At 67.5% G+C, this 17,244-nt stretch carries 15 protein-coding genes and 1 pseudogene; 9 read left to right on the forward strand and 7 right to left on the reverse strand.

Features of this window, described 5'->3' with window-relative positions; translation table 11 throughout:
- Positions 1–397 (reverse strand): annotated as a pseudogene (locus tag F3J18_RS28445) (hypothetical protein); the annotation flags it as partial.
- Between the two features lie 113 nt (positions 398–510).
- Complete coding sequence (gene hpnA, locus F3J18_RS28450) at positions 511–1,521, reverse strand: hopanoid-associated sugar epimerase (protein ID WP_025098452.1); 1,011 nt, start codon at positions 1,519–1,521, stop codon at positions 511–513.
- A 154-nt stretch (positions 1,522–1,675) separates the two neighbouring features.
- On the opposite strand from hpnA, the gene F3J18_RS28455 reads away from it, so the two are divergent.
- The 3 genes from F3J18_RS28455 to F3J18_RS28465 all read left to right on the forward strand — a co-directional run bounded on the left by F3J18_RS28455 (position 1,676) and on the right by F3J18_RS28465 (position 4,415).
- Positions 1,676–1,972: an acylphosphatase gene (locus tag F3J18_RS28455; protein WP_013691643.1), complete on the forward strand. Its 297-nt coding sequence runs from the start codon at positions 1,676–1,678 to the stop codon at positions 1,970–1,972.
- 28 nt (positions 1,973–2,000) lie between these two features.
- Positions 2,001–2,900, forward strand: coding sequence for an EamA family transporter RarD (rarD, locus tag F3J18_RS28460; RefSeq protein ID WP_025098453.1), 900 nt, complete (start codon positions 2,001–2,003; stop codon positions 2,898–2,900).
- 393 nt (positions 2,901–3,293) lie between these two features.
- Positions 3,294–4,415 (forward strand): OpgC domain-containing protein, encoded by a 1,122-nt coding sequence (locus tag F3J18_RS28465; RefSeq protein ID WP_025098454.1) that lies wholly within the window; start codon positions 3,294–3,296, stop codon positions 4,413–4,415.
- Positions 4,416–4,507: 92 nt separating this feature from the next.
- Here the strand turns inward: F3J18_RS28465 and F3J18_RS28470 are convergent, their stop codons facing one another.
- A complete protein-coding gene (locus F3J18_RS28470; protein WP_166915495.1) occupies positions 4,508–4,708 on the reverse strand; it encodes a hypothetical protein in 201 nt (66 codons plus the stop codon).
- Positions 4,709–4,810: 102 nt separating this feature from the next.
- Complete coding sequence (locus F3J18_RS28475; protein WP_025098455.1) at positions 4,811–6,337, reverse strand: oligopeptide:H+ symporter; 1,527 nt, start codon at positions 6,335–6,337, stop codon at positions 4,811–4,813.
- A gap of 650 nt (positions 6,338–6,987) precedes the next feature.
- Here F3J18_RS28475 and F3J18_RS28480 point away from each other — a divergent pair.
- Both F3J18_RS28480 and F3J18_RS28485 read left to right on the forward strand, forming a co-directional pair.
- Complete coding sequence (locus F3J18_RS28480) at positions 6,988–7,569, forward strand: cupin domain-containing protein (RefSeq protein ID WP_025098456.1); 582 nt, start codon at positions 6,988–6,990, stop codon at positions 7,567–7,569.
- A 320-nt stretch (positions 7,570–7,889) separates the two neighbouring features.
- Positions 7,890–9,356, forward strand: coding sequence for an OprD family outer membrane porin (locus F3J18_RS28485; protein WP_025098457.1), 1,467 nt, complete (start codon positions 7,890–7,892; stop codon positions 9,354–9,356).
- A 40-nt stretch (positions 9,357–9,396) separates the two neighbouring features.
- Here F3J18_RS28485 and F3J18_RS28490 read toward each other — a convergent pair whose 3' ends face one another.
- The 3 genes from F3J18_RS28490 to F3J18_RS28500 form a co-directional block, all read right to left on the reverse strand.
- Positions 9,397–10,386, reverse strand: a complete 990-nt coding sequence (locus F3J18_RS28490; protein WP_166915496.1) for a DedA family protein/thiosulfate sulfurtransferase GlpE — start codon at positions 10,384–10,386, stop codon at positions 9,397–9,399.
- Between the two features lie 179 nt (positions 10,387–10,565).
- Entirely contained in the window at positions 10,566–10,835 is a 270-nt protein-coding gene (locus tag F3J18_RS28495; protein ID WP_025098459.1) for a hypothetical protein, read from the reverse strand.
- 327 nt (positions 10,836–11,162) lie between these two features.
- Positions 11,163–12,566: a GntP family permease gene (locus F3J18_RS28500; protein WP_025098460.1), complete on the reverse strand. Its 1,404-nt coding sequence runs from the start codon at positions 12,564–12,566 to the stop codon at positions 11,163–11,165.
- 325 nt (positions 12,567–12,891) lie between these two features.
- On the opposite strand from F3J18_RS28500, the gene F3J18_RS28505 reads away from it, so the two are divergent.
- The 4 genes from F3J18_RS28505 to F3J18_RS28520 form a co-directional block, all read left to right on the forward strand.
- Positions 12,892–14,439 (forward strand): sigma 54-interacting transcriptional regulator, encoded by a 1,548-nt coding sequence (locus F3J18_RS28505; protein WP_166915498.1) that lies wholly within the window; start codon positions 12,892–12,894, stop codon positions 14,437–14,439.
- Between the two features lie 627 nt (positions 14,440–15,066).
- A complete protein-coding gene (locus F3J18_RS38315) occupies positions 15,067–15,354 on the forward strand; it encodes a hypothetical protein (protein WP_043279025.1) in 288 nt (95 codons plus the stop codon).
- 102 nt (positions 15,355–15,456) lie between these two features.
- Entirely contained in the window at positions 15,457–15,747 is a 291-nt protein-coding gene (locus tag F3J18_RS28515; protein WP_013691630.1) for an H-NS histone family protein, read from the forward strand.
- 531 nt (positions 15,748–16,278) lie between these two features.
- Positions 16,279–17,244: CoA-binding protein (locus tag F3J18_RS28520; RefSeq protein ID WP_345892533.1), on the forward strand; the 966-nt coding region annotated here is incomplete at its 3' end.

Below are 17,244 nucleotides of genomic sequence, written 5' to 3' on the forward strand. Positions count from 1 at the left end.
GTTCGCTCGCGGTCTGCTTGACGGCCGCGTCGGCCGCTTCGCGCGCCTCGGCGGCCTGCCGGCCAGCCAGCTCGGCCGCCTCGCGATCGCGAGCCAGTTCGGCGGCCAGCGCCTCGGCGGCGGTCTTGTCGATCACCGCCTGCGCGGCGGCCGATTCGGCGGCAGCCTGCACCGCGCGCATCTGTTCATGGAGGGCTTCGGTGGCCGCGCGATCGGCGGCGGCCTGGGCCGCGGCGGCGTCGATGGCCGTGCGTTCTGCGGAAATCTGGTCTGCGGCGGCGCGTGCGGCGCTCGCTTCCTCGCCGGCGGTCCGGGCGGCGTCTGCCGTCGTCCGCGCGGTCTGGATGAGCTGATCGATGCCCGCACCGAGCGCGTCGATCTGGTCGTTCAGGTTCATGCGTGCCTTCTCTACGTAGGACCCGCGATTTTACCCGTTGCATCGTGCGCGTTTCGAGCCGCACGTGTAACAAAGTGCGCGCGGGGCCGCGCGGCACGCCGCTTCGGCGCGTGTCAGCGCTTCAGGTAGCCTGCCTCGCGGAACCAGTCGAGCGCATCGCGCAGCCCGTCGCGATACGGGCGAGCGCGGTAACCGAGTTCGCGTTCGGCCTTCGCCGACGTGAAGTACATCTTGTTCTTCGACATCTTCAGACCGTCCACCGTCACGAAGGGTTCGCGCCTGGTGAACTTGGCGATGGCCTCGGCCGCGTAGGCGATCGGGTAGAGCGGCCCGCGCGGCAGCGCGATGGTGGGCGGCTTGCGGTTGGTCATGCCCGCGATGTCGGCCAGCATCTGCTGCAGCGGCAGGTTCTCGCCGCCGAGGATGTAGCGCTCGCCGACGCGGCCTTTCTCCAGCGCGAGGAAATGGCCCTGGGCGACGTCGTCGACATGGACCAGGTTCAGGCCGGTATCGACGAAGGCGGGGATCTTGCCGGTGGCGGCCTCGACGATGATGCGCCCGGTCGGCGTCGGCTTGACGTCGCGCGGGCCGATCGGCGTGGACGGATTGACGATCACGGCCGGCAGCCCCTCCTCGGCGATCATCCGCTCCACCGCGCGCTCGGCCAGCACCTTGCTGCGCTTGTAGACGCCGATCGCCTGCTCGGCGGTGAGCGGGGAGGTTTCGTCGGTCGAGGCGCCCGAGCCGGTCACCTTGAGCGTGGCGACGCTGCTGGTGTACACGATGCGCTCGACGCCCTCGGCCAGCGCGGCGCGCATGGTGGCCACCGCGCCCTCCAGGTTGGCGCGCTCGATCTCGAGCGGATCGGGTGCCCACAGCCGGTAGTCGGCGGCCACGTGCAGCAGGTAACGCACCCCGCGCAGCGCGGCGCGCATCGAGGCCTCGTCGCGCATGTCGCCGGTGACGATCTCGGCGTCGAGTTCGGCGAGGTTGGTGCGCGGGCTCGAGGCGCGCACCAGCACGCGCACGGCATAACCCTTGGCCTGCGCGATGCGCGCGACGGCGGAGCCGACGAAGCCGGACGCGCCGGTGACGAGTACGAGATCGCGTTGTGTGTCTGTCATGCCAGTCCTCTGGGCCGCGCGGCCGGCAGGCGGCGCGCGGCGGTTGTGCGTGTGATGCGCGATTGTACGTGCTGCGCGGCCGCGCCGGCCCGCGGCGGATGCCATGCGGGACGACTACAATGCGGGGCTTCGATGCAATTGGATGGGGAGTGACATGAGCGGCAAGGATCTCGACGAACGGGTCGAAACGATCTACGTGCGGGTGCGTGGCGTCGTGCAGGGCGTCGGCTTTCGCCATGCGACCGTGCGCGAGGCCCACGCGCTGAAGCTGCGCGGCTGGGTCGCCAATCTCGAGGACGGCTCGGTGGAGGCGATGATCCAGGGCCCCGCCGCGCAGATCGACCGGATGCTGGCCTGGCTGCGGCACGGGCCGCCGGCGGCGCGCGTGAGCGAGGTCGAGTTCGAGGAGCGGCGGACCGACAAGCGTTTCGAGCGTTTCCAGCAGAACTGACTGCGCTGTCTTCGATTCGGCAGGACCCATGATTCAGGATTTCCCGGAAGCCCGGCGCGGCCTCACGTTGTCGGTGGCGGCTTCCGCCTTGTTCGCCTTGATGTCGGTGTACGCCAAGCTGCTGGCGCCGCTTACCGGCCTCGACATCTTCGCCTGGCGCATCGTCTGGACCTTGCCCGGCGCGCTCGCGCTGGTGGCCATGCGCGGCCGTTTCGGCGAGCTGCTCGGCTTCGTGCGGCGCCTGTTCGGCGAGCGCCGCATCGCGCTGATGGTGCTGGCCGGCACCGCGATGCTCGGCGTGCAGCTGTGGCTGTTCCTGTGGGCGCCGCTGCACGGGCGCATGCTCGAGGTCTCGCTCGGCTACTTCCTCCTGCCGCTGACCATGGTGCTGGTCGGCCGCTTCGTCTATCGCGAATCGCTGAGCCTCCTGCAATGGTGCGCGATCGCCTTCGCGGCGCTGGGCGTGCTGCACGAAGTGTGGGCCACGCGCGCCTTCGCCTGGCCGACGCTGCTGGTCGCGCTCGGCTATCCGCCCTATTTCATGCTGCGCCGGCGCATCGACATCGAACCGCTCACGCTGTTCGCGGTCGAGATGATCGCGCTGCTGCCGGTGGCGCTGCTCACGCTGGCCACGGTCGGTACGCCGCTGGCCGGCCACACGCTGCTGGCCGCCGTGCTGCTGCCCGGCCTCGGCGTGCTCTCGACGCTCGCGCTGGGCTGCTACCTGAAGGCGAGCCGGATGCTGCCGATGGCGCTGTTCGGCATCCTCGGCTACGTCGAGCCGGTGCTGATCGTGGCGGTGGCCGTGCTGCTGCTCGGCGAATCGCTGAGCGCGCAACAGCTCGGCACCTACGGGCCGATCTGGGTGGCGGTGGCGCTCACGGCCTGGCACAGCTACCTGGTGATGCGCCGCGTGCGGGCCCACTGACGCGGTGCCATCGTTGCGATTCGCGTAGCGATTTCCGTGCGCGCCGTGTCGATTGATTCGTTATCCAACGCAACTTCGCGACGGAAACGATGACGGATCGCTGACGCTTGTCTGGCAAGGCCGACAGTCATCAATCGGAAGAATTCGTTGCACTTTGTTACTTAGGGTATGCCCTAGGCGGCGATTAGACTTTCTGGACCGTCGAACTCTCGTATGCGGTCTTCCGATGAACGGTCCAGTCTTCGCCCCGGCGCGCCTGCGCACGCGATACAGGCATACGTGTATCGCCGCGTATTCGCTCGCGCCGTCCCCGCTGTCCCTGCTGTCTTTCGTTTCCCTTGCCGCTGGGCCGTCGGCCGTCTCGCGCGCGCCGATCCGACCCGGTACGCGATCATGGCGCTGAGCGATGCGCGCCCGCCGGTGCCGCCCGCGCGTTCCGGCCGCCTGATCGAAATCGATTTCTTCCGCGGCATCGTGCTGCTGATGATCGTGGTCGACCACATCGGCGGCAGCATGATCTCGAAGATCACGCTGCATTCCTACGCGCTCTGCGACGCGGCCGAGGTGTTCGTGTTCCTCGGCGGTTTCGCGGCGGCCAGCGCCTTCGTGGCGATGTCGGAGCGGCACGGCACCGACGTGGCGCGGCGTCGTTTCCTGCGGCGCGCGGTGCAGATCTATCGAGCCTTCCTCGCCACCACCACGCTGATGCTGGTGGTCTCGGCGGTGCTCGACCACTTCGGCATCGAGTCGCCGAACCTCGCGCTCGACGACGTCAGCGTGATGCTGGCCACGCCGCTCACCGGCCTGGTCGAGGTGCTGACCTTCCAGCGCCAGCCCTACCTGGCCTCGGTGCTGCCGATGTACGTGCTGTTCGCGCTGGCCACGCCGGCCATCGTGCCGCTCGCGCGGCGCTGGCCGGCCTGGCTGTTCGCCGGCAGCCTCGCGTCCTGGCTGGCCTCGCGCTGGCTCGGCGCCGAGCTGCTCGACACGCCCTCGTTCAAGTGGAGCTTCAATCCCTTCGCCTGGCAGCTGATGTTCGTGCTCGGCGCGCTGGTGCGCTGCCAGCCGGTCTATCGCAGCCTGGCCGCGCGGCCGGGCGGCGCGGTGCTGACCGGCATCGCGCTCGGCGTAGTGGCCGTGTGCGCCTACTACAAGCTGTTCTCCGGGCTGCCGCTGCCCGAGGGCCTGCTCAAGCGCGACCTCGCCTGGTCGCGGGTGGTCAGCTTCCTGGCGATCGCCTGGCTGATGGCCGACCTGATGCGCCTGGGCTGGGTCGGCAAGCTCGCGCGCGTGGTGCAGCCGGTGGTGGCGGTCGGGCAGCGCGGGCTGGTCTGCTACGTGGTGGGCACGGCGATCTCGCTGACGCTCGATTCGCTGCTGCATCGCGCCGCGCTGAGCCCGCACTTCTCGCCGATCGGCATCGGCTTCGCGGCCGACGCGATCGCGCTCGGCTGCCTGCTGACGCTGGCGAGTTCGGGAGGATGGTGGCAGCGGCTGCGGCGCGTGCCGGCCTGAACGGCGCCGCGCGACATGTGGCACGCGGCAGGCATGGCCCGCCGTGGCGCCGGCAGTTGATGTGCCGCCGGCGTGATGCGCTCGCCGTATCGCTACGAAGGTGAGCGGATACGGGAGGGCGTGTCGGGGGAATCGTCGTCGCGGGAAGCCTCGTCCTCGGGCTCCGGATCGGCGGCGCGCGCGAGTTCGGCGTCCACCTCGGCCGCCGCGCGCGCCGCGCGTAGCGCGGTGCAATGCTGCGCGCGGCGGATGTTGGCGAGCAGGCGCACGATCCGCGTGGTCCTCTTGTTCATCTCACTCTCCAGCAAGGCCCATCAGCGGGCTGCTTCCAGTGTAGGACGCACGCGGCCGGCCTGCCGGCCGACTGTGGCGCGCAAGCCGCGCGCCGAGGGATATTACTGAGCCGCGGCGCCGCTCGCCTGCAGCGCGTCGTTGCCGCGCTTGCGCTCGGTCGAGGCGTTGTGATGCGCGCGCGAGAGTTTCGCCATCAGCGGCAGCAGCAGGCAGGACACCAGGGTGCCGCCCACCGCCACCCAGCCCAGCGTCGTGAACAGGTTCACGTAGAGCGGCAGCGAGGCCGTGGCGGGCAGGTCGTGCGAGGGCATCTTGGCGAGGTTCGCCACCACGCTGCCGAGGTACTGCGAGATGCCGGTGGCCACGAAGTAGGCGCCCATCATGAAGCCGCCCATGCGGGCCGGCACGTAGCGCGCGATCATCGCCAGGCCCAGGCCGCTGACCAGCAGCTCGCCGAGCGAGTAGAGGCCGTAGCCGCCCACCATGAACCACGAGGACACGCGGCCGTCCACCGCGAAGCTGCCGCTCGCGGCGAACACGAAGAAGCCCGCCGCCACCACCGCGAAGCCGAGCATGTACTTGACCGCCACCGGCACGTTGACGCCGCGATTGGCCAGCGAGTTGTAGATCCACACCAGCACCGGGCTCAGCAGCATGATCCAGATCGGGTTGAGCGCCTGGAACTGGCCGGCGCTCCAGCTGAACAGCGTGGTGCCGAACAGCGTGAAGCGCGGATCGACGTTACGGAATGCGAACAAGGTCAGCGAGGTCGACATCTGCTGGTAGAAGATGAAGAACAGGATGACCTGGGCGATCAGCACCAGCGCCGCGATCAGGCCCGAGCGCTCCGAGCGGTTCACCTTGACGATCATGTACAGGAAGATGCCCAGCACCACCACCGCGGCGGTCCACACCGCGGCCACCGCCAGCGCCTTGTGGCCGAGCAGGAAGGTGGTGACCAGCGCCAGCGCGATGCCGCCCAGCGCGACCGCGCCCGCGCGGCCCCAGCGCACCGGCTGGTCGTCGGGCTTGGAGCCGACGCGCGCCAGCGTGCGATGCATCAGCAGGTAGTTGATCACGCCGACCGCCATGCCCGCGCAGCAGACCGCGAAGGCCGGGTGCCAGCCCCAGCGATCCTTGATCCACGGCGTGACCAGCATCGACACCGTCGAGCCGATGTTGACGGCCATGTAGTAGATGGTGAACGCGCTGTCGAGGCGCGCGTCGTCGCCTTCGTAGATGCGGCGCACCAAGTTCGCGGCATTGGCCTTGAACAGGCCGTTGCCGACCACCATCACGCCCAGCGATGCGTAGAGGAACTGAAGATTGTCGGTGGGCATCGCGAGCATCAGGTAGCCCACGCCGAGCACCACCGCGCCGATCACCATCGAGCGGCGCGAGCCGAGCACGTGGTCGCCGATCCAGCCGCCGATCGAGGGCGAGGCGTAGATCAGCGCGACGAACGCGCCCCAGATCAGGTTGGCGCTGCTGTCGTCGAAGCCGAGCTTCTCGACCATGAACAGCACCATCAGCGCGACCATGCCGTAATAGCCGAAGCGCTCCCACATTTCGATCAGAAAGACTGTTGCGAATGAGCGGGTTTTTGATACGGGTGTTGAGACTGACATCGTTATCCTCGAATATCGTTTTTTGTGCCGCATCGCGCGCGAGGCCGGCGGCAAGCTCGGAATGACGCGGCGCCGGAAGGCGGCCGGTCGGCATGAGGGGATCGGTCAGGTGGGCGGCGCGGTGCTCGCGTGATGGCGGCGGCACCTGCGTGGCGGCCGCGCGAGGCAGGCGGCGGCGCATGCGCGATTCGAGCGCGTAAGGGCAATGACAGCTTTCATTTCGAATACGACTACCAGGGCGACCGGATAGGGACGCATGAACAAGGTGGCGGGCAATCGGTGGACTGCGCGCGAGGACCATTACAACGGTGTAAGCACGAGGTCGTCGCGCTTTGCCGAGCGGCCGCGATTTTTCACGAGCCGCTCGCCATCCGTCACTTCGGGTATTCCCGCAGCCGCGGGATTGATGATCCGTTTTCAACGACGTGAAACCGACGTCGGCAGGGCTTCGAGGCGGGATAAGCCACGAATCGGGCACAAATTCCCGTGTCGAGTCTGGCAAGATTACGCGTCGCAGCAGCGTTGCGCGGGGTGCGCCAGGGCGCAGGCCGTGTCGTTGATACCGGTCACGAAGACGAAGATTAAGCTATATCAATCAAACTTCGTTACTTTCCATCAAACTTTTTTTGACGATAAGATTTCGGCCTGTTATGGTTGCTTCCACTGAAAACACGCAGGCCCAGAATGCGGCCGTCGAACTGGGCGGAAAGATTCGGGCGCTCAGGCAGCGCTTGAAACGCACGCTCGACGAAACCGCCGGAGCCGCGGGTATTTCCAAACCGTTTTTGTCGCAGGTCGAGCGCGGTCTCGCTTCGCCGTCGATCACTTCGCTGGCAGGCATCGCGCAGGCGCTGGGCGTGAACGTGCAGTACTTCGTCGAGACCCCGAGCGAGGAACGCTCGGTGTGCCGCGGCGATCAATTGCGATTCTTCAGTTTCGCCGATTCGGCGAATCTGTTCGCACGGCTGACCAATGTCTCGGCCGGCCGGCAGCTCGAGGCGATTCTCGTGCGCATGCCGCCGGGGCAGAAACGCTCGGAAGTCACGACTCACGCGGGAGAGGAATTCCTGTACGTGATCGAGGGCGAAGTATCGCTGACGCTGGAAGGCAAGACCTTCGTCGTGCAGGCCGGCGACAGCGCGCATTACCTGTCGACCGTGCCGCATAGCTGGGTCAACACCGCGAAGCACGAATCGGTGGTGGTCTGGGTGGGCACACCTCGATTGTTCTAGTTTTACGCAGGCCGGGTAATCCGTCGTCGCTCCGCACGGCTTACCCATTTGGAGACAAATCAGGATCACTAACATGCACGGCAAATTCGACGACGGATCGATTCCGTTTTCCTAGCCGTAACGAATAGAACGCAGCAACCCGGTTCGCTGCGCCGTCTTCTTCCCCGTTCCGTTTCATCACGTCCGCCGCGTTTCTTCCGAGGCCGCGCGGACGTCGTTCGCGCGCGCGTTCTCCACGTGGTTCCCACGTGCTATCGCGCGATGCGGTGGCGCGGGTGCGCGGCGGCGCACGCCAGACATATCTGAGAGAGAACGAGTCGATGAATCAGACCACCTCGACGACGTCGCGCACGTCGTCCACCCGCCGTTTCGCCCTTGCCCTGCCCGTGCTCGCCGGTATCGCCGGCATCTCCGCGGCGCCCGCCTTCGCGGACGAGCCGCCCGAGGTGCCGGCCGGGATTTCCCGCGATGCCGCGCAGCCGGCCACCACGCCCAATGCGGTGATCAATGCCGAGGCGAACCAGGCGCCCTCGCCGACGCCGAACGTCGATCTCTCGGCGCAGGCCAAGTCGCAGGGCTTCATCAAGGACAGCCACCTCGAGCTGATGTTCCGCAATTACTCGGACGTGCTCGACGCCAAGGAAGGTCCGCATCGTCACGCCTGGATCCAGGCGCTGATGGCCAACTACGAGTCGGGCTACACGCAGGGGCCGATCGGCTTCGGCGTGGACGCCTCGGTGTATGCCGCGCTCAAGCTCGACGGCGGCGCGGGCGCCGGCAACATGGTGCACGTCGCCAAGGGCGGCGGCGGTTCGAACCAGCTCGCCTGGGCCTATCCCGGCATCTACGACGTGAAGGCGCGGATCTCGAACACGGTGGTGAAATATGGTCTGCAGATCGTCGACAACCCGTTCATGGAGCCGCACGACAATCGCGCGCTGCCGCCGACCTTCCTCGGCGCCACCATCGTCAGCAACGAATTCAAGAACGTGATGCTGGAGGGCGGCAGCTTCACCAAGACCGACGCGCGCGGTCGCTCGACCCTGATCAACCTGACCTCGCAATACGGCGGCACCCGCATCGATCGCCTCAGCTACGTGGGCGGCACCTGGGACTACCTGCCGACCGGCAGCGTCGCGCTCTACGCGAACCAGGCCGAGAACGTCTGGAACCAGTATTACGCGTCGGTGCGGCAGAGCTTCGGCTCGCCGAGCAGCGTGAAGTGGACCGGCTTCGGCAACGTCTACTCGACGCACGACACGGGCGATGCGCGCCAGGGCTACATCAACAACAACGCCTACAGCCTGTCGCTGGCCGCGCAGCATGGCCCGCACGAACTGCTGCTGGGCTTCCAGCAGGTGCTCGGCGACCAGTTCTTCGACTACCTGAACGAAACCAACGGCATCTTCCTGACCAACTCGATGGACGTGGACTACAACGCGCCGCACGAAAAATCGCTGCAGCTGCGCTACACGTTCTACGGCAAGGACGGCGGCCTGCCCGGCTTCAAGGCGATGGTCTGGGGGCTGACGGGCTGGGGCGCCGATGGCTCGGTGGGCGCCGCCAACGATCCCTCGCATTCGGGCATCTACTGGAAGGACGGCCAGCCGGTGCAGGGCCGCCATCACGAGTTCGGTTTCATTCCGTCCTATACGATCCAGGGCGGCCGCTTCAAGGACACGAAGATCACCTTCATCGCGATGTGGCACGTCGGCTCGGCGCACTATTCCGACAGCACCAACCAGGAATATCGCCTGGTCGTGAACCTGCCGGTGACGGTGTTCTGAGGACGGGAAGGGACAGCGGGGAAAGCGAAGGCGGCGCGGCTCAGGCCGCCTTCGGCGCCGGCGTGACGGGCGGGGGGTCGACGGGCGCGGCGCCCTCCACCTGGCGGCCGGTATCGCGCCAGGCGTCGAGCCCGCCGCGCAGCGCCAGCGCGTCGGTGAAGCCGAAGTCGGTGAGGCGCTTGGCCATCAGCGCGGCCGACACTTCGTTCGGGCAGGAGCAGTAGATCACGAACTTCTGCGACAGCGGATAACGCTGCGAGAGCTCGCGCACATGGCGCTCGTCGAAGAACAGCGCGCCGGGGATCGAGAACGGATCGAGGCGGCGATGCTCGACGGTGCGCACGTCGATGATCACCGGCAGGCGCGCCGGGTCGGCATGCAGCAACTGGTCGAGTTCGTCGACGTCGATGCGCGCGCTGGCGAGCTGGCGCAGCAGCGCGCGGCGGCGGTTCCAGCGCATGCTCATGTAGAGCACCAGCAGGGCGCCGATCAGCACCAGGGCCACCTGGCCGAACTGGCTCGCGCTGGAGAACAGCCAGTCGATCTGGGCGGCGAACAGCAGGCCGATCAGCAGGCCGACGGCGGCCCACAGCAGCGCGCCGAGCGCGTCATAGCCGATGAAGGTGCGGTAGTTGGTGCCCAGCGCGCCCGCCATCGGCACCGAGACCAGCGACAGGCCCGGCACGAAACGCGCGATCGCCAGCACGCGCACGCCCCAGCGACCGAAGAACTGCTCGGTTTTCTTCACGCAACTGTCGCGCGACAGCGACAGCCGGCAGATCGTCTTCAGGGTGCGTCCGCCGAAGCGGCGCCCGGCCAGGTACCAGGCCGAATCGCCGAGCACCGCTGCCAGCACCGACAGCAGCAGCACCGGCACCAGCTGGATGCCGATCATGTCGGGATGCATGGTCGCCATCGCGCCGAACAGCACGAGCGTCGGCATCGCGGGCACGGGCAGGCCGAGCGCGGCAGCCAGCACATTGACGAACACGATCAGCGGTCCGTACTGGGCGACGAGGTCATGCAGCATGGCGAATGGGACGCGGCGACGAGGGATGGGGCTGACTAGATGCGCCGATTATCGACCATTTTCAAGTCAATGGAGAGTCGAATTCTTGACTGCCGTGAAGCGGTGAGCAGGGCGCGCGGCGCTTGCTCACCGTTGGATGCGGGAAATCGGGGGAAGGGCGGGGGAAAAGCCGGGGGAATTCAGGAGGGGCTGCGCGCGAAGTTGCCCGCGCCGTGGGATTCGCCGGGCAGCTCGGCGCCGTGCGAGCGGATCGCGGCGATCAGTTCGGCCGGCGTGATTTCGTAGCGCACTTCACGATGGATGCCGGGCTTGCGCTCGTCGACCTCGATCAGCAGCACGCTTTTACCGTCCTCGGTGGCCTCGAGACGCAGCGAGCGCAGCTCGCGGCCGTCGGCCGAATCCAGTTCGGTCAGGAGGGTCATCGCCCCGGAAGCACCGGTAGTGCGCATCGAACAGGTCCTCGTATCGTGTCAATGGAAGATGTCGTGCTGCGAACTGCTTGAACGCAGTGTAACGCGAACCGGCCATTCGCAACCAGAATTTCAAGCCGTGCAACGGCGTGAAAGCGCCGGCTGGTATGACATATCGGCTTCACACGGGCCGCTTTCGACGAGGCGCGGCGCGCGAGCCGGCGCGAGGGAAAATCGATGCGGATCCGGCGCTGCCCGAGGCGCGGTCCGCGCGGGATCGGGCCGCGCTCGCGGCCCTCATCCTTGCGACGAATGCACCGGGCGCGCCCGGCGACGGTCGCCGCCGAGCTTGCGCCGGCGCCGTGCTCAGACCAGCCCGGTGGCGTAGTAGACGCCGATCACGAAGAACACCGCGAGCGTCTTGATCACCGTGACGGCGAAGATGTCGCGATACGACTCGCGGTGCGTCAGGCCGGTGACCGCCAGCAGCGTGATCACCGCGCCGTTGTGCGGCAGCGTATCCATGCCGCCGCTGGCCATCGCCACCACGCGATGCAGCACTTCCATCGGGATCTGCGCGGCTTGCGCGCCCTTGATGAACAGGTCCGACATGGCTGCCAGCGCGATGCTCATGCCGCCCGAGGCGGAGCCGGTGATGCCCGCCAGCGAGCTGACCGAGACGGCCGCGTTGACCAGCGGATTCGGGATGCTCTTGAGCGCGTCGCTCACCACCAGGAAGCCGGGCAGCGCCGCGATCACGCCGCCGAAGCCGTATTCGGAGGCGGTGTTCATGGCCGCCAGCAGGGCGCCGCCGACCGCCACCTTGGTGCCGCTCGCGAACTTCGCGCTGACGCGCTTGAAGGCGGTGATCACCACCAGCAGGATGCCGAGCAGCAGCGCGGCCTCGACCGACCAGATCGCCACCAGCGACTTGATCGGCGTGGCGATCGGCGCGTGCAGGCCGGGCAGCACCTCGGGCGGCACCGTGTAGCTGGCGTCGCCATACCATTGCGGAATCCACTTGGTGAGCGCGAAGTTCGCCACGCCCACCAGCACCAGCGGCGCGATCGCCAGCACCGGGTTGGGCAGCGAGCTGGTCTCGACGCGCTCCGGCTCGTTGACCAGCGAGGTGCCGTAACCCTCGCCCTTGGCCATCGCCGAGCGGCGGCGCCATTCCAGGTAGCTCAGGCCGACGATGATGATGAACACCGAGCCGATCGTGCCGAGCGCCGGCGCGGCCCAGGCGGTGGTCTTGAAGAAGGTGGTGGGGATGATGTTCTGGATCTGCGGCGTGCCCGGCAGCGAATCCATCGTGAACGAGAAGGCGCCGAGCGCGATCGCGCCGGGCATCAGCCGCTTCGGGATATTGCTCTGGCGATACAGCTCGGCCGCGAACGGGTAGACGGCGAACACCACCACGAACAGCGAGACGCCGCCATAGGTGAGCAGCGCGCAGACCGCGACGATCACCGCATTGGCGCGCGAGCGGCCGATGTAGCGGATCGCGGCGGCGACGATCGCCTCCGAGAAGCCCGACAGCTCGATTACCTTGCCGAACACGGCGCCGAGCAGGAACACCGGGAAATAGAGTTTGACGAAGCCGACCATCTTGTCCATGAAGATGCCGGAGAAGACGGGCGCGACGGCGGCGGGATCGGTCAGCAGCACGGCGCCGAGGGCGGCGACGGGCGCGAACAGGATCACGCTGTAGCCGCGATAGGCGGCGAACATCAGGAACGCCAGGGCGGCGAGGACGATGATGAAGGACAAGTGAGTCTCCTGATTGTTTGATTCTGATTCTGTCGATGCGGTTGCCCGTGCGTGGGGCGCCGCAGTGGTGCAGTTTCCGTGCCAACGCCCTTGCCGACTGGGCGCCGGCGGGCTGGTGCCGGCTTGGCCGGCCGCCGCCGATCGATTCTACTCAAGCCGTCCCGGTTTCGAGACGAAATGCCGGTTGGCCTGTCGCCCGATTCCGACAAAACCCGAGGAAAAGCCTGCTGGGCCTTTATTGGCGGCCATCTCTTTGGTGAGACAATCCGTCCCGATTCGGAGACGATGATTAATTATCCGAAGATAAATCGGAGACGACGACACCATGATGAACGACTGGTCGAACCTGCCGGCGGGTTACGGCGACGTGCTCACGCGCGCGGCCGAATCGCTGTTCCGCACCTTCGAGCATTCGAGCGCCGGCACCTTGATCGTCGATCGCGACGCGCGCGTGGTCTGGATCAATTCGCGTTATGCCGCGCGTTTCGGTTTCGCCGATCCCAGGACGGCGATCGGGCTCGACTGCGAGGCGGTGATCCCGCACAGCCTGATGCGCGAGGTGGTCGCCACCGGGCGGCCGATCCTGCTCGACATCATGGAGACCGGCCGCGAACCGCTGGTGGTCACGCGCCTGCCGCTGGTCGACGAGGCCGGCGAGACGGTCGGCGCGATCGGCTTCGCGCTGTTCGACGAACTGAAGACGCTGACGCCGCTGTTCGCGCGCTACATGCAGGTGCAACAGGACCTGCTGGCCGCGCAGCGCTCGCTGGCGCAGGCGCGCCGCCCCAAGTACACCTTCGCGAGCTTCGTCGGCACCAGCGCGGCCAGCCTGGAAACCAAGCGCCAGGCGCGGCGCGCGGCGCTGGTCGACGCGCCGGTGCTGCTGCTCGGCGAAACCGGTACCGGCAAGGAGCTGCTGGCGCACGCGATCCATGCCGCCTCGGCGCGCGCGGCCCGGCCGCTGGTCACCGTCAACGTGGCCGCGATCCCCGACGCGCTGCTGGAAACCGAGTTCTTCGGCGCCGCGCCGGGGGCCTACACCGGCGCCGATCGCAAGGGGCGGGTCGGCAAGTTCGAGCTGGCCGACGGCGGCTCGCTGCTGCTCGACGAGATCGGCGACATGCCGCTGCCGTTGCAGGGCAAGCTGTTGCGCGTGCTGCAGGACAAGGAGTTCGAGCCGGTCGGCTCGAACCGCATCGTGCGCGCCGACGTGCGCATCATCGCGGCGACCTCGGCCGACCTGCCGGCGCTGGTCGCCGCCGGGCGCTTCCGCGCCGATCTCTATTACCGGCTGAACGTCCTCACGCTGAACCTGCCGCCGCTGCGCGAGCGCGCCTCCGATATCGAGGCGCTGGTCTACACCATGCTCGAGGAGCTGGCCGCGCAACACGGCCATGCCGCGCACTGCACGCTGACCGCCGACGCGCTGCGCCTGCTCGCCGCGCATGCCTGGCCCGGCAACGTGCGCGAGTTGCGCAACACGCTGGAGCGGGCGCTGATGTTGTCGGACAGCGCGGTGATCGACGCGCGCGTGCTGGCGCCCTTCGTCGGCATCGCCCTGCCGGCCGGGGCGGCTGGGCCGGCGAGCGGCGGTTTGCCGGAGGAGCCGGGCGGGATGCGCGAGGCGCGTGCCTTCGCGCTCGACGCCGGCGAACCGGATGCGGGGGATGCCGCCCTGGCCGATCGGGCGCCGAGCGCGATGGTTGCGCCGGCAACGGTTTCCTATGCAACGGCCTTCGCCGGCTGGGAGCGCCGCTTTTTGAGCGAGGCGCTGGCGGCCAGCGGCGGGCGCGTCGCCGAGGCGGCCGCGCGGATCGGCATCGGCCGCGCGACGCTCTACAAGAAGATCGCCGCGCTCGGCCTCGACGCCTGAAGATCGACTCGGCGGCTATCGATATGGCGAAATGATGCGCGAGACAATCCTGATTACGGAATATTCTTCATTGCCGGCATTCCTTGCGCCGCATGTGTCATATCCGCGTGTTATTGACGCTTCGATAACAATCCGATACGGACCTGTATGTCAGACGAATAAGATTTTCTACACAATTACGATTGAAAATTAATCAATCGCAGTGCAGCATCCCGGCAATGTCGGCGGGCATATCGATATGAATACTTCGTTGAACTGCCGAATGCGCGAGTTGGCGCGACGCGCGCGAGCTTCCGCCTTGCCGCCAGCGGCGGCGGGGCTCGCCGGCCGAGCGGCGATGCGAGGGACGGCGAGCCGAAGGCCGGTGCGACTCGCGCCGTCGCCGGCGGCGCGCCGGCAAGCGTCGATTGAACCCGGGCGGCACGCGTGGGTCAGAGTCGAATCGAGACTGAAACAATCCCGAAAGGGTGGACGGCGCATAGCCGTCGCCTCGTGATGTCGCGAGCCGGCCCGGCTATTTCCCGTATAGCAGGCGAAGCCGGTTTTTATCGCGACTCGAATTGACTTTCGAGCGGGACGGCATGGCATACTCGCGTCGTCCCAAAAGCATACAGACCGGAACCCTCCATGACATATCGACTGGCGAAAGCGCGTTCGTCGCGCAAGCCTGCCGTCCGACTGGCATTGACGATTGCCCTGTTCGCGAGCCTCGCCGGATGCGGTGGCGGCGCGCCGTTGTTTACGCCGGATGGGCGCGCCACCACCCAGGTGCAATGTCCGGAAGGCGGCCCCTGGGATACCTGCTTCCAGAATGCGCGCGGCATTTGCGGTGGCGAGTTCGACACGATCCAGCAATCGGTCAACAACGGCACCCGCAGCCTGCTGTTCGCCTGCCGCTCGAATCGCGCCAATTGAGCGGAGCCGTTTGCGGGACGAGCGCGGCGCGCGAAAAAAAATGAACCCCGCTTGAATTGATTTCTATACTGTCCAAATAACCATTCAGGAGTCGGATTCGATATGGCGACCTATAGGCAACTGACGGCCCAGCTCGAGAAGCTGCAGCAGAAAATCGACAAGGAGCGCGAAAAGGCCATCACCGACGCGATTGCCGATATCAAGGCGAAAATCGCGGAATACGACATCACGCCCGAAGAGCTCGGTTTCCGCAGCGTCGGCGCCGCCGCGAAACCGAAAAAGCCGCTGCCGCCGAAATACCTGAATCCGAAGACGGGCGAGACCTGGAGCGGCCGCGGCCGCGCCCCGGCCTGGCTGGGCAAGAATCGCAACCGTTTCCTGATCAAGGACTGATCCCGGAAAGTCTCACCTTTGGCGCCTTCTGCAACGGTGCGAATCGACTGCGTGTCGTTCGCACCGTTTTGTTTTGGGGAAAATGCGCGAGTGTGGAACATTTTGCTAATTATGTTTCCCAGTGGCGCCTGAACTTGAATCCCCGTGAAATACCCTGGTAAATAAGGGCTTTGGCCTTAATCCGAAGCGAATTCGCGTTTTGGCTCGGGCAAGTCCGGGGCAATTCGGTCGTCGCGCCGAACGCGGTTTCGCGGCACCGGGATGGCCGATCGGCATGCGAATGGCGGCCGCTCCCGGATCTCCTCACCCTGGCTCCCGAACCGTCTCACCTTCGCTCCCGAAAAACCTCACCTTTGCGGGCGCGGGCCCGGGAAGGCATCAGGCAAGGCGCGCGGCGGCCCGCCCGCGCGGCCTCGATCCAGCTCGCAAGGGGCCGCGCCGGCCGGCACCCGAGCTATAGGCAGGCCCCCGGCCTTCCCCTATGCTACGGCTCACCGTCGCGTCATACGCGGCATGCCTTGGGGAGACGCCGTGACCGTCCGCAATCTCGATGCCTTGTTCCGACCGAAGTCCGTCGCGGTGGTGGGCGCGTCCCGCCGCGCCGGCAGCATCGGCGCGATCGTCTGGGGCCGCGTGCTCGACGGCGGCTTCGCCGGCCCCGCCTGGCCGGTCAATCCCAAGTACGACGAACTGAATGGGCAACGCGTGTTCGCGCGCGTCTCGCAACTGCCCGAGGCGCCTTCGCTGGCGATCGTCTGTACGCCGCCGGCCACCTGGCCCGGCATCGTCAAGCAGCTCGGCGCGCGGGGCGCGCGCGGCGCGATCCTGGTCGGCGAGGCGCGCACGGCCGCCGAGCGCGCCTCGGTCGAGCGCGCGCTGGAGGCGGCCCGGCCGCACCTGCTGCGCGTGGTCGGTCCCGGCAGCCTCGGCGTGATCACGCCGCACCTGAACGCGCATTTCGGCGCGCCCGCCTATCGCGTGAATGCCGGCGGCGTGGCCTGGGTCTCGCAATCGAACGCGCTCACCAATGCCGCGCTCGGCTGGGCGCACGCGCGCGGCCTCGGCTTCTCGCACGCGGTGGCGCTCGGCGACGAGGCCGACGTCGACGCGGGCGACGTGCTCGACTACCTGGCCAGCGATCCCGGCACGCGCGCGATCCTGCTCGAACTCGACAGCGTGAAATCGGCGCGCAAGTTCATGTCGGCGGCGCGGGCGGCGGCGCGCAACAAGCCGGTGCTGGCGCTGCGTACCGGGCGCGCCGATCCGGGCGACGCGCTCTACACGGCCGCCTTCCAGCGGGCCGGCATGGTGCGTGTCGAGGCGCTCGACGACCTGCTCGACGAGGTCGAGACGCTCGGCGTCGGCCGCATCGCGAACAGCAATGCAGCCACCGTGATCACCAGCGATGCCGGCGTGGCGAAGCTCGCCGTCGACGCGCTCGGCGCGGCCGGCGATCTGCGCCTGGCGCCGTGGCCGGCCGCGGCCACCGAGGCGCTC

It is taken from the genome of Burkholderia sp. Ax-1720, from assembly GCF_011753035.1.
GTDB classification, from domain to species: domain Bacteria; phylum Pseudomonadota; class Gammaproteobacteria; order Burkholderiales; family Burkholderiaceae; genus Burkholderia; species Burkholderia gladioli.

Excerpts from the sequence above, each read along its gene's own strand:
- F3J18_RS28465 (WP_025098454.1), top strand. The coding sequence starts at position 3,294 with ATGGCGCTGAGCGATGCGCGCCCGCCGGTGCCGCCCGCGCGTTCCGGC.
- F3J18_RS28495 (WP_025098459.1), bottom strand. The coding sequence starts at position 10,835 with ATGCGCACTACCGGTGCTTCCGGGGCGATGACCCTCCTGACCGAACTG.
- F3J18_RS28485 (WP_025098457.1), top strand. The coding sequence starts at position 7,890 with ATGAATCAGACCACCTCGACGACGTCGCGCACGTCGTCCACCCGCCGT.
- rarD (WP_025098453.1), top strand. The coding sequence starts at position 2,001 with ATGATTCAGGATTTCCCGGAAGCCCGGCGCGGCCTCACGTTGTCGGTG.
- F3J18_RS38315 (WP_043279025.1), top strand. The coding sequence starts at position 15,067 with ATGACATATCGACTGGCGAAAGCGCGTTCGTCGCGCAAGCCTGCCGTC.
- F3J18_RS28490 (WP_166915496.1), bottom strand. The coding sequence starts at position 10,386 with ATGCTGCATGACCTCGTCGCCCAGTACGGACCGCTGATCGTGTTCGTC.
- F3J18_RS28455 (WP_013691643.1), top strand. The coding sequence starts at position 1,676 with ATGAGCGGCAAGGATCTCGACGAACGGGTCGAAACGATCTACGTGCGG.
- F3J18_RS28470 (WP_166915495.1), bottom strand. The coding sequence starts at position 4,708 with ATGAACAAGAGGACCACGCGGATCGTGCGCCTGCTCGCCAACATCCGC.
- hpnA (WP_025098452.1), bottom strand. The coding sequence starts at position 1,521 with ATGACAGACACACAACGCGATCTCGTACTCGTCACCGGCGCGTCCGGC.
- F3J18_RS28505 (WP_166915498.1), top strand. The coding sequence starts at position 12,892 with ATGATGAACGACTGGTCGAACCTGCCGGCGGGTTACGGCGACGTGCTC.
- F3J18_RS28480 (WP_025098456.1), top strand. The coding sequence starts at position 6,988 with ATGGTTGCTTCCACTGAAAACACGCAGGCCCAGAATGCGGCCGTCGAA.
- F3J18_RS28515 (WP_013691630.1), top strand. The coding sequence starts at position 15,457 with ATGGCGACCTATAGGCAACTGACGGCCCAGCTCGAGAAGCTGCAGCAG.
- F3J18_RS28475 (WP_025098455.1), bottom strand. The coding sequence starts at position 6,337 with ATGTCAGTCTCAACACCCGTATCAAAAACCCGCTCATTCGCAACAGTC.